Raw genomic sequence first — 11,835 nt, forward strand, 5'->3', positions numbered from 1 at the left:
TTCTATTGTGGGCGATCGCAACTTTATTCTTTAGATATACCGTCGTCCTTCTTTTCTCTCATGGCTATAAAAAGTATTTCATTTAATGAATGAGTTGAATGTTTTTCCAAAAAATAACTTCCAGAAAACGAAAAAGTAATAAACCAACTCATGTTACTCAAATTCTTGAGCCAAAAATTGAAATTATTATCATTGACTTTAATTACAACTACCAATCACCAATTACCAACTACCAATTACTAACTCATTGCTATCGCGGTAGCAATTGGTCTATTCTAGTAAAAGTGTTAAGTTTACGAAATTTTACATACTGCTCCCTGTGCGCTCATGCAATGTATAGTTAACCGCCGCGCTCAATTTTCCGCCAGCCATCGCTATTGGTTGCCAGAGCTGAGCGAAACAGAGAACCAGCAACAATTTGGCTTATGTTCCCGCTTTCCAGGTCACGGACACAACTACGTCTTATTTGTTTCTCTTCTCGGAGAGTTAGATGAATATGGCATGGTATTAAACCTGTCTGATGTCAAGCACGTAATTAAGCGAGAAGTGACTAGCCAGCTAGATTTTTCCTATCTCAATGACGTTTGGCAAGAATTTCAGCAAACACTGCCAACAACGGAAAATATCGCCCGCGTCATCTGGCAAAAGCTTGCCTCGCACTTACCGATAGTCAAAATTCAGTTATTTGAACATCCTCAACTTTGGGCAGAATATCAAGGAAATGGCATGGAAGCATACTTAACTATTAGCACTCATTTTAGCGCCGCTCATCGGTTAGCTCATCCCGATCTCAACCAACAAGAGAATACAGAAATTTACGGGAAATGCGCTCGTCCTAACGGTCACGGTCATAATTACCACTTAGAAGTGACTGTAAAGGGGGAAATTCACCCTCGTACGGGCATGATTGTAGATTTGAGTGCATTGAACCAAGCGATCGAAGACTTGGTTATTGAACCACTCGACCATACTTTTCTCAATAAAGATATTGCCTACTTTGCCAAAGTCGTGCCTACGGCAGAAAATATTGCCGTATATATCTCAAATGTGCTGCAACAGCCAGTGCGAGAGTTAGGCGCAGAACTACACAAGGTCAAGTTGATTGAAAGTCCAAATAATTCGTGCGAAGTCTACTGTACTCCAGCTGATTCAATCAAGAGCGCGACTAGAGAACCAGCGTTAGCTCAAGTTTAAGTCGTAGAAGTAGAAATGGTAGCGATCGCGCTCGATCTAAATCAAAGCATCTCGATCGCTATCTATCTTGACGATCGCTTGCTAACCGTTTACTGCTTCCAAGCTTGCGGTTGCTGAAACGCATAGATGTCTGCAATGACTCGTACCCAACCATCAGCGACAGAGGCAAGGATGCGATCGCCTTTTTCTTTTGTCGCTATGGTTGGATCGCCTAAAATTCCTGTCTGAGTCAGATCGCGGGTTGCCCAAGCAAAAGGTAATTTCCCTTCCATTGAAAGCAGACTATTTTCAGGTAAGCCGTGAGGATATTCTTTCACAGCCGCTTCCATTTTGACTTGTTCTGGTAAAATCGACAGCATCACGCTCGTTTCAGCATCACCTGCATGAATCCCAAACTCTTTCTCGCGATCGGACAGTAATTCTCCGGCAATGTGGGGAACTCGCCAAGTAAAGAGGGGAAATACGAGAAAGTCTGCATATTTGACGTGCAAATCCCGTGCGGCAATTTCCATAATTTGGGGTTGTCCGCCGTGAGAATTCATCAACACGAATTTGCGAAATCCGGCACGGTAAATACTTTCAGCAACTTCAATTAAAGTCGCAAGTAAAGTTGACGCACTTAGGGTAATCGTGCCAGGAAAATGCCAATGTTCGTTTGATTTACCGTAGTACAAGAGTGGTAGGGCATAAGCGGGAATGCGATCGCTTAATTGAGACAATGCCTTGCCTAAAACTGCCGTACCAATTGCAGCGTCCACAATTAACGGTAAATGTGGACCGTGTTGTTCGATCGCCCCTACAGGTTGAATAATGACGACATTTTCTTTATCTGGCATCTTTTGAATGTCAGTCCAAGCCAGATAAGGGAAAAATCTATCGGGGGGAATGTAGCCGTGCATCGGTTATCAGTTATCAGTTATCAGTGAAGAATGGGGTGTAGGGTGTAGGGTGTAGGGTGTGGGGAGAATTCGGAATTCGGAATTAAATTCTCCCTAGTCTCCTCTGCTCCTCTGCTCCCTTGTCTTCCTTGTCTCCCTTGTCTTCCTTGTCTTTCTTATGCCCTCACTCCTCACTCCTCGCTCCTCTAACCAGTAAATCTTCTGCTAAAGCGACTGCACCCCAAAGTGGTGCTTTATCTCCCAAGGCAGCGGGGACGATCTCGAAGTGAACTTCAGGTAATGCTGTGGCTTGCGCTACGCGGTGGATAGCATTCCAAAAGCGATCGCCTGCTTTAGTGACGCTACCACCTAAAATAAACCGTTGGGGATTGATGAGGTTGGCGACGTTGCCAATTGCTACTCCCAAAGCCCAACCAGCTGTTTCTAATGCCTCGATCGCAATTTCATCTCCTTGGGTAGCGGCTTGACTGACCATCAGTCCGGTAATCTCATCAAGGTTATCGTGACAAAGCGATCGCAACAGCTTACCTTTATCTGGATGTAAGTTTAACCGATCCTTGGTCTGTTGGGCGATGTAGGGACCCGAAGCTAGTCTTTCTACGCATCCGCGTTTACCGCACAAACAAATAGGACCAGTCGGATCGACGACGATATGTCCGATCTCCCCTGCCATTCCTTCTATTCCCCGCCAAGGGCGATCGTTGAGAATCCAGCCTCCACCTACACCCGTGCTGACAGTAATATAGAGCAAACTGTTATAACCCATCCCCGCACCATAGCGATGTTCGCCCAAAGCTGCAACATTAGCATCGTTGTCCACACTGGCAGGAGCGCCAAATTCTCGCTCTAGGATCTCCTGTAAAGGTATATTCTCCCATCCGCTGACGTGGTGCGACAGTCTGACTTTACCGCTTGCAGCATCCACAGGTCCACCAAAGCTGACACCGATCGCCGATGGTTGTCTACCTGCTAACAGTTCCCGTGCCAGACTCAACATTATCTCTATGTCGGATTGAGCATGAGGATTTGGCGGTGAAAAAACCCTTTTGTCACTCAACTGGTGTTTTTCTCCTGAAGCTACCACCGCCGCCGCGTGTTTAGTTCCACCAAAATCTAGCGCCAGAATTAGATTCATTGAGTGAGTAGTGAAGAGCAGGGTGTAGGGTTTAGGGTTTAGGGTTTAGGGTTTAGGGTGTGGGGAGAATTCGGAATTCGGAATTAAATTCTCCCTAGTCTCCTCTGCTCCTCTGCTCCTCTGCTCCTCTGCTCCTCTGCTCCCTGCTCCCTCTTAATAGTTTCAATCTCGGCTAAACCGTCATCTTTGAGCCATGCAATTTGTTGAATGCGGCGCTGGCGGGCGTAGGTGCGGATTTCCTCTGGTTGGCGATCGCCTAAGTCCATTTCGACTCGGATCTCTGGGGTATGGCGTAACTTTTCTGCATAGGCAAGAGCAGCCGCGTAAGCTGCTGGTGTTTGGGCGACAACGAGCCAATCACTGGCGGGTGTAGCTTGCGGTAAGCGATCGGCCGACAGCAAGGCTTGTTGTAAATCTTCCGTGTTGAGGACAAAGCCAATCCCAGGAATCGTTTTACCTTGGGGATGATACAGTCCTAAAAGTTGGTCGTAACGACCTCCTTGTCCTAAAATTTGCGGTTGAGCTATTGTATTGTCGATCGCTGCATTGCCGATGACTTCAAACACGATCCCCGTGTAATAGTCAAAGGTGCGAATCATGCTCAAGTCTAGAATGACTGGAAAGTTTTGCGAGTTTTGGTTTGAGTCTACACTAAAGCATCGATCCAAAATCTCAACTAGCGATTTGAGTCGGTGTAAAGCTGCTTGTTGTGGTGCATCTAAACTTAATTTTGTGACTTTTTGCAATACATCTGCGGGATGTCCGCGCAAATCGAGCATCATTAAAGCTCTAGCTCGTAGATCTTCGCTTAAAGGTAGAGTTTCGAGCGTGACCCGATCGAGGTGAGCGATCGCCTGTCGAACGCGATCGCGCCCAGATGCGGGGAAAGAAGCCAATAGTGATTGGGTAATTTCCGCTTCGCCCAGAATCAGCTGCCAGTTGTGTAAGCCCAATTCATTCAAGCACTCAGCCAGCAGTAATAACACCTCAGCGTCAGCCAGTAATCCTTCGCTACCCAGCAACTCTACCCCAGTTTGATAAAACTCCAACTGGCGGTTGTGGCTGCTATCGGGCGTGCGGCAAAAGACGTTAGCGTTGTAGTAGAGGCGTTGCGGAAAGGTCGCTCCTGCCATCCGAGTTACAGCAGTGCGAGCGATCGAGGCTGTCAATTCTGGACGCAACCCCAATTCTTCCTCGCGATCCTGAACTTGGATCACTGTCGATCGCTGAATTGCTCCTCCAGCCATCAGCGTATCTAACCGTTCGAGAGTTGAAGTAATGATGCGGTGATAGCCCCAACGATGAAATACCTGCTGCAACCGTTCTTCGACCCAGTGTTTCTGAGCCACATCTAAGGGTAATAAATCTCTTGCTCCCGCAGGCGATTGGTAGACCATTGATTTTTGTTTATTTTTTCTTGCCTCCAAATAGACCGCCAAACATTCCCCCACTTCCAGATGGTTCTGATGGTTTTTTCGACGCAGTTTTAGATGCAGTTTTATCAGAAGTGGCTGTTTGAGTGCCAGCTTTACTTGCTAGCCGATCTAACAGTTGTTTTCCTTCTAGGGCGATCGGATCTTTAGGGTCTAATTGTAGGGCTTTGTTAATATGTACCTTAGCCATAGTAGCCTGATTCTGCTTCAAATAAACCGTGCCAATTAAGCTATGACAGCGACTATTATTTGGCTCTAGTTTCAGCGCGTCTTTTAGCTCTACACTGGCTGGGGCGAAGAGATTCTTTTCCATCAAAGACTGGGCGCGACGAAGATAGGGTTCGGCTGCCGATGGAGGTGACTCTGGCTCAGTTGGGGGAGGCGAAGATGCTACCGGTCGAGAATGTTGGCTGGGAACCACAGATGGGGCAGTCGTTCTAGCAATCATAAATCCAGTACCACCTTTACGCCCTAAGTAGACTAGGTTTAATTCGCTGATTTGACTAATTGTAGGGATAATTCTTTCGAGAGATTCATACTGTTGTTTTGTCACTTCAGCGATCGCTTTTTGATATACCTGGTCGATATCTGTGCTGTGTTGAAGCTGGATCGATCGTTCGTTTTTGAGCGAAATGCTAGTTGTTTCCTGAGCTAACCGCTTGCCCATCTCCCGCAGCGTCACCATGTATTCAACGCGACTGTAATCTTGGGATAATTTTTTATAAGCAGGATTGACAAGCTTGGATAGAATATGATTTGCCGCTTGTTTATCTGAAATACTTTTAGCCGTGCAAGTATCGGGATGCAAGCAGCGAGCAATAATCAGATAGCGTTTGCGAATTTCTTTAAAGTCGGCATCAATTGGAACGCCCAAAATTGCGTGGCAATCTGTGAAGTCAAATAAAAATAATCCGCCATCAATCTTAAAAGACATACGTTTTTGTCTCACCTCTGCCTATTGCACGATCGCTGGAATGTGGTATTAGCGTGGCTTAATTATCACCACCGATCTAATCATTCCCAGATTGTGGCTAGGGATTATAATGACTCCAAGTTGATAGTGGTGGCACTTGAAGTAATTCTTGGCTGAGACTTGAATGAATTAGTCCATTTGTGGCTAAAATTCTGCCAGTTGCTAGGTCGATTGGGCTACCATCATAGGCACTGACTTGACCCCCAGCTGCTTTGAGAATGGCAATTCCAGCAGCAATATCCCACAGAGAAATTCCCCGTTCCCAGTAGCCATCGATGCGCCCACTGGCAACATAAGCTAAGTCTAAAGCTGCTGCGCCACTGCGCCTGACTCCTTGAGTCAGATGAGTCAAATGACAGAATTCGGCATAGTTATTATCGGCTGTTTCGCGGCGATCGTAGGCGAAACCAGTTACCAGAAGACACTTACTCAGTTCGGCTGTGGTTGAAACGCCGATCGGGTTGCGGTTACAAGTCGCGATCGCCCCTTTTGCCCCTCGGAACAATTCATCACGATAAGGATCGAAAATGACTCCAACCTGTGGAACTCCAGCTATTAGTAACCCAATTGACACGGCGAAACAAGGATATTGATGCGCGAAATTCGTCGTTCCATCTAAAGGATCGATCGCCCAACAAAATTCGCTGTCTGCATTCCCAAGCTTGCCCGATTCTTCCGCTAGAATGGCATGATCGGGAAAATGCCGCTGTAAGACTTCTAAAACTACTACTTCCGATGCTTTATCGGCAGCAGTTACTAAATCTCCACCCCGTCCTTTTTCTCTAACTTCTTCTAACTTACCTAAATAGCCTAGCAAAACTGCACCCGCAGCTAAGGCGGCTTCTGTAGCAATATCTAGGAAGATTTGGAGTTGTCGATCGTTTGTCATTTGTCATTTGTCATTTGTCATTGGTAATTGGTAATTGCGCTCTTCTCTCCCCCAGCTCCCCCAGCTTCCCCAGCTCTCTTCTCCCCGACTCCCGCCATTTGCCGAAATTCAGTCGGGGTTTGCCGCATTGGTTGTCTGACATCCCACACGCCACGCCCCATGATTCTTGCCCAGGCTTGCGCTTTTTCCAAGCGATCGTCATACTTACGATCGCGCGATCGCCCATCCCACAAAACGTATCCCTCTTTCAGTAGTTGCTCGTTCAACAATTTGCCATTTTGCCACACATAAGCCCACTGTCGCCCAAATTTATCTGGCTGTCCGTCAAGTTCTAAGGTAACTGTCTTCCCGTTGACCGTTGCTTCTAGCTGCTGTCTAGCTGCGTGTCCCCAAGGCTGTTGCTGCATATCTGGGGCTTCAATTCCCGTCAAGCGAACTTTGAAGGAGTGAGGAGTGAGGGATGAGGAGTGAGGGAAAGAAGGATCTATCTGATGTTGTTTGTCTGCGCTTATGACTTCTATGGTTTGTCCGCTGATTACCCGCATCACTTGCACTTGCTTGCCATTGCTTATAGTGTTAGTTTGACAACCCTGGATAAATAGGAGCGGGAGGATAAGGACAAGGGAGACAAGGAAGACACGGGGGAAGTTTCTACTCGCTGACTTGACACTGATAACTGATAACTGGTCGCTTCTCACTCCTCGCTCCTCATTTTATTCTTCATCCAAAGGTAATCCCGACCTAACTCTACCTTTGGCAAAATAACGCCCAAATTGCAGTTCGTAAACTTCATCTTCGTCTTGGGTTTCTACTTCCATGTCAGAACGGGCATAACTAACACATAACAGAGCATAACCGCGATCGCGTAATTCTGGTGAAAGTCCCATTGCTTCTGGCTGATACACTTCTCCCGATACCACTCTGACAGCGCAAGTCGTACAAGCACCATTACGGCAAGAAAATGGTAATTCTACCCCTTGTTGTTCTGCCGATCGCAAAATGTATTGGTCTGCGGGAACTTCGACAGTATGAATTGTACCGTTGGCGCGATCGTGTATCCGAATTGTATGTGTCATAAGAAATTTTGAATTTTAGATTTTGGAGCTACTGCCTTGCGGGGATTTCATCCGTTAGAGCAAGTGACACGATTTTAGATTGGTTTGAAAATATTCTTTTCTATTGTATGATGGGAGATCGCGACACCTGGAGAGGTGGCCGAGTGGTTGAAGGCGCAGCACTGGAAATGCTGTTTGGGGGCAACTTCAACGTGGGTTCGAATCCCACCCTCTCCGTTGAAATTTCATACGTTGATTAAAAGTAGGGGCGCACAGCTGTGCGCCCCTACAAATTTACGTTCCACTAGAATTAATCTGTGGTATTACCGCATCAGCCTAGCTGACAACGCCCATTTCTTGTTGTGCTTTGGCTTTAGCAGCTTTGAAGTCGCTAGCCATTTGCTCGCTTTGGTCGCTACTGAGGTTGTTGCGAATTGCGGTAAACATGTCGAACTCTTCTTGACGAATGTGATCGCCAACAGCATCCATCAGTTGCTTAACTTTATCTTTGAACTGCGAATTAGAAGGCTCGAGCGCTTTAATCTCATCTAACTTGGTTCTGAATTCAGCTTGCTCGCTGTAGAGTTCTTGAACTTTATCTTCTGGATAGAAAGCACGCACTCTAGGATATACCACTTCCTCTTCGGCGATCGAATGAGCCAACAGATCTTTGTAGATTTGACCGAAGTACTCTTGGATCTTCTGAGGATTGTCACTCTGTAACAACTCGGTGAACAGTGTATTCACTTTGCTGTGATCTGCACGAATCAGATCTTGGACGTTCATATCCTTCTTATCAGAAGTTTGGGTAACGGCACTACCGACTACGCCAGAGAAAGCAGCAACCGCGTCTTGTACCCGCGCCCACAACCCTTGGTCTGCGTCCTTGCCAGTCAGCTCGCGAGTCCCAACTTGCTCTAAGATCCCTTTGAGTTGTTCTTGGTGCGCTCTGTTTTCAAAGTTAACTGTATTCAAAGGACCGAGCGCTATATCAACATCTGCACCTACGACTTGAGCAGCTTTGTGCAACATGATACCGGTCATTGCTTGTCCGTGTTTGAGCAGTTCGTGCTGAGCGAACTTGTCATACAAAGACAATTCAGACCCTTGCATCATTTGCTTTGTCTTTTCGATTATCTCTTGTGTAGCCTTTCTGGGTTCTCCTTGAATGCCATATTGTACGATGACAGTCTCAATAACGCCCAAGTTCTTGCGATCGGAATCGAGCATTTCTTGAAGGCGCTTTTGAATTTCCGAATCGTTGATTTGTCCTAGCAGTGTTTCTTCGTTAGAAATGATTAACTCTTGTAGAGCTTTCACGTCAGCTAGTTTAACTGCAATAGCAGAACGCTTGGTATCGTCTAATGTTACGACCATCTTTTCCAGTTCCTCTCAATATTTTTGTATGTATCGGCTACATCTTTTAGGTTGTCACGCAAATTACCCAATTCCATCTTTCTTTTGATGGATCGGTAGCATAGTTAGAAAAAACCAGTCAAAAGGTGGAAAAAGGCTCAGAGATAGCTAATTAATTTGGCTTATAGGTGATATTTCTTGTCCGGCTTTCTGAAGTGAAAAAAATTAAAATTTGTTTAAGGAAGATTTGTCTATTAGCTAAAAATCTGCTGATGCCTTGATATAGGTTGACTCAACGTAGAATCTCCTCCACCACAAGACAGATACACAACGTTTGACAAATCGTTAGATTGACTCAAGAGGAGCAAACTGAGGGTATAAGATTCGGATGTCAGAACAACCAGGATTGGGAGAACAAGCGCTGAATAAAGCAGCAGAAATTGGGCTGTCTAGTCAACTCGATGAAGTAGAAAAGTTAGATGTAGACATTAAAACAGATCCGCTCAAAGCATTGCAAGGACAAGTAGACACGGTGGCGATCGCCGCTGAAGGAATGGTGATGCAAAAAGACCTGCGAGTAGAAAAGATGGATATGCAGGTGAATAGCGTTGCCATTAACCCCCTCAGCGCGGCAATGGGTAAAATCGAACTTACTCAACCAACCCAAGGCAAGGCTCGTGTGGTTTTGACAGCAGCAGACATCAATCGTGCTTTCAACTCCGAGTATATCCGTCAGCAACTGCAAGCCACAAAAATTGATATTAACGGGCAACAGATGACCGTAGTTCCCCAGCAGGTAGATTTCCAACTACCAGGTGAAGGAAAGGTGTCCTTGAATGCTAAAGTCCGTTTGCAGGAAACTAACGAAACAAAGCAAGTAGCTTTTACTGCCGTACCGGAAGTTGCATCTGGGGGGCAAACTGTTACTTTAAAAGACGTGCAATATGGAGACGAACAAGCACACTCTCCAGAGTTAACTAGGGCTTTAGTAGATGCAACCAGTGAAATTTTGAATCTGAGCAACTTTGACCTCGAAGGGATCTCTCTCCGTATCAAAAATTTACAGATCGAAGCAGGAAAGATCGCCCTAATAGCAGAGGCTAATGTTACGCAAATTCCATCAGCATAACCTGTAATTTGAGGTATTAGGGGTTAGCACTAACCCCTAACCCCTAAACGCCAGTTGCTTAACGGGGAACCCCCGCAACGCACTGGCTCCCCATAACCACTCACTCCTATGGACACACAACAAAAAACAGGAACGCCACCATATCCTGACATTCCTGCCCTGATTGAGAATGACGAGCGCGAATACCACGATCCTGGTATACCTAGTACAGTGGCAGTGTTGGGTCATCCGATCCACCCATTGCTTGTGACCTTACCGATCGCTTTTCTATTGGCATTGGCTGTCACTGATGCAGTCTATTGGTTGAATAAAGACCCTTTCTGGGCAAGAGCATCTTTTTGGTTAGTAGTGGCTGGGTTCGCCACGACTTTGCCAGCAGCCCTGACAGGTTTGATGGACTTCTTGAGAATCGATCGCGTGCGTAAGCGTACTGCTGGTTTGGCACATTTGGTTCTCAACATTACTATTATTGTCTTGACGGGTATTAATCTCTTACTCCGGCTTAACAATGTAGTAGGGGCTATTTTGCCTACAGGCTTGACACTTTCACTCATCACTGCAACACTGTTAGGACTGTCCGGCTGGTATGGCGCAGAGCTAATCTATCGACATAAAATTGCTGTAATTGGCAACAGTAGCCGTTCGGAACCATAGTTAGCAAATATCTATTCTTGAGGTAAGCTAATATTTGCGATCGCAGCTTACCTTTAGTTTTGAGTCCATGTTACCGAACTCTACTCAAACCACATACATAACTATTTCAATGCTCGTCGTTTCTGCGATGGGCTTTCTTTTTAAGTTTTATCCTAGTTTTGCCCAAGAGTGGTTTAACAATTACATATCTACTTTTCTAGGACGGACATGACTCAGCTCCACCTTTTCTTGGTGGGATTTTCCTATATATTAGGCTATTTTTTAAAATAGTTGTAATTGCGGCAACTAGAGGTGAGAGGCAAGCGGTGATACACAAAAGAGTTAAAGTCAAGCCAAATTCCAAGCAACAAGCGATCGAAGAAGAAGCTGACGGCAGTTTAACCGTTCATTTAAAATCTTCACCTGTAGATGGCAAAGCTAACCAAGAACTAATCCAGCTATTAGCTAAAAAATTTGAAATTTCAAAAACTCGAATTAAAATTAAATCCGGCTTGGCATCCCGTCAAAAATTAATTGAAATCGACTTGAATTGAAATATTTAACAACATAAATAAAAATATAAATAAAAATATCCATACACATGCAGAGACAGGTTCGCCGAAAATCTATATTTTCAATTGAAGAACTCAACAAACAGAATTTACAAAACTAATTGTGCAGTAAGTACAGTCACCTTCCACCGAACAGTAAAATTAGGCGATCGCTGACAACTAACAACTAACAACTGATAACTGTACGGGCGGGTTTAGCAAATAGATGAACAGCCTTAGCGAGTAAATCTGCTATCAAAACCCACCCCTACAATAACTGATAACTGTATTCCGTAAGATCGCGTAATCATCCTAATATTACAGAAAATTAATAGAAAAATCAGTGAATTCAAGGATGCTCGCCTAACTGACGCACAGTTAAATATAAAAGTTAAATATGTAAAACAGGGAACTTTGTAAGCTTTAACGCTATAAAAAGTTAGCCTCGCGCTAGAAACTACACGGAAGAATCACCCGATTTTTCATGCATAGGAGTATTTTTTAAATGGTTATCTCGTCCGACAATTTGCTCTTTTCTACTCACTCAAAACCAGGTACGCAAGCAGAATATTCCTTAAAGAAGAAGTA

The 11,835-nt window shown here is 45.2% G+C and carries 12 protein-coding genes and 1 tRNA gene; 5 read left to right on the forward strand and 8 right to left on the reverse strand.

The features are described 5' to 3' along the window. The first annotated feature begins 327 nt into the window (after window positions 1-327). Window positions 328-1,194, forward strand: a complete 867-nt coding sequence (locus ACRC32_RS18350) for a 6-carboxytetrahydropterin synthase (RefSeq protein ID WP_015152428.1) — start codon at window positions 328-330, stop codon at window positions 1,192-1,194. A gap of 89 nt (window positions 1,195-1,283) precedes the next feature. On the opposite strand, the gene ACRC32_RS18355 is transcribed toward ACRC32_RS18350, so the two are convergent. From ACRC32_RS18355 to ACRC32_RS18385, 7 genes are all read right to left on the reverse strand, one after another. Continuing rightward, entirely contained in the window at window positions 1,284-2,093 is an 810-nt protein-coding gene (locus ACRC32_RS18355) for a creatininase family protein (RefSeq protein WP_438555320.1), read from the reverse strand. 163 nt (window positions 2,094-2,256) lie between these two features. Beyond that, window positions 2,257-3,228, reverse strand: a complete 972-nt coding sequence (locus ACRC32_RS18360; protein ID WP_438555321.1) for an ROK family protein — start codon at window positions 3,226-3,228, stop codon at window positions 2,257-2,259. Between the two features lie 83 nt (window positions 3,229-3,311). Continuing rightward, the gene (locus ACRC32_RS18365; protein ID WP_438555322.1) at window positions 3,312-4,625 is read right to left on the reverse strand and encodes an ATP phosphoribosyltransferase regulatory subunit; all 1,314 of its coding nucleotides are present in this window, start codon (window positions 4,623-4,625) and stop codon (window positions 3,312-3,314) included. Window positions 4,626-4,635: 10 nt separating this feature from the next. Continuing rightward, entirely contained in the window at window positions 4,636-5,595 is a 960-nt protein-coding gene (locus tag ACRC32_RS18370) for a J domain-containing protein (RefSeq protein ID WP_438555323.1), read from the reverse strand. Window positions 5,596-5,692: 97 nt separating this feature from the next. Then, window positions 5,693-6,523, reverse strand: coding sequence for an inositol monophosphatase family protein (locus ACRC32_RS18375; protein WP_438555324.1), 831 nt, complete (start codon window positions 6,521-6,523; stop codon window positions 5,693-5,695). 17 nt (window positions 6,524-6,540) lie between these two features. Further along, window positions 6,541-7,221 (reverse strand): thermonuclease family protein, encoded by a 681-nt coding sequence (locus tag ACRC32_RS18380; protein WP_438555325.1) that lies wholly within the window; start codon window positions 7,219-7,221, stop codon window positions 6,541-6,543. 15 nt (window positions 7,222-7,236) lie between these two features. Beyond that, the gene (locus ACRC32_RS18385) at window positions 7,237-7,599 is read right to left on the reverse strand and encodes a 2Fe-2S iron-sulfur cluster-binding protein (protein WP_438555326.1); all 363 of its coding nucleotides are present in this window, start codon (window positions 7,597-7,599) and stop codon (window positions 7,237-7,239) included. A gap of 129 nt (window positions 7,600-7,728) precedes the next feature. Between ACRC32_RS18385 and ACRC32_RS18390 the strand changes: the two genes are divergently transcribed. Further along, window positions 7,729-7,815: transfer RNA gene (locus ACRC32_RS18390), tRNA-Ser, on the forward strand. 99 nt (window positions 7,816-7,914) lie between these two features. Here ACRC32_RS18390 and ACRC32_RS18395 read toward each other — a convergent pair. Continuing rightward, window positions 7,915-8,955, reverse strand: a complete 1,041-nt coding sequence (locus ACRC32_RS18395) for a hemerythrin domain-containing protein (protein WP_438555327.1) — start codon at window positions 8,953-8,955, stop codon at window positions 7,915-7,917. Between the two features lie 367 nt (window positions 8,956-9,322). Between ACRC32_RS18395 and ACRC32_RS18400 the strand changes: the two genes are divergently transcribed. The 3 genes from ACRC32_RS18400 to ACRC32_RS18410 all read left to right on the forward strand — a co-directional run bounded on the left by ACRC32_RS18400 (window position 9,323) and on the right by ACRC32_RS18410 (window position 11,250). Then, on the forward strand, window positions 9,323-10,063 hold the full coding sequence (locus tag ACRC32_RS18400; RefSeq protein WP_438555328.1) for an LmeA family phospholipid-binding protein: 741 nt from the start codon (window positions 9,323-9,325) through the stop codon (window positions 10,061-10,063). A gap of 108 nt (window positions 10,064-10,171) precedes the next feature. After that, window positions 10,172-10,717 carry a DUF2231 domain-containing protein gene (locus ACRC32_RS18405; protein WP_438555329.1) on the forward strand — a complete coding sequence of 182 codons (546 nt, stop codon included), beginning with the start codon at window positions 10,172-10,174 and terminating at the stop codon, window positions 10,715-10,717. A gap of 308 nt (window positions 10,718-11,025) precedes the next feature. Beyond that, complete coding sequence (locus tag ACRC32_RS18410) at window positions 11,026-11,250, forward strand: DUF167 domain-containing protein (protein WP_438555331.1); 225 nt, start codon at window positions 11,026-11,028, stop codon at window positions 11,248-11,250. Window positions 11,251-11,835 lie beyond the last annotated feature (585 nt).

Source organism: Chroococcidiopsis sp. (assembly GCF_051657925.1).
In the GTDB taxonomy this organism is placed as follows: domain Bacteria; phylum Cyanobacteriota; class Cyanobacteriia; order Cyanobacteriales; family Chroococcidiopsidaceae; genus Chroococcidiopsis.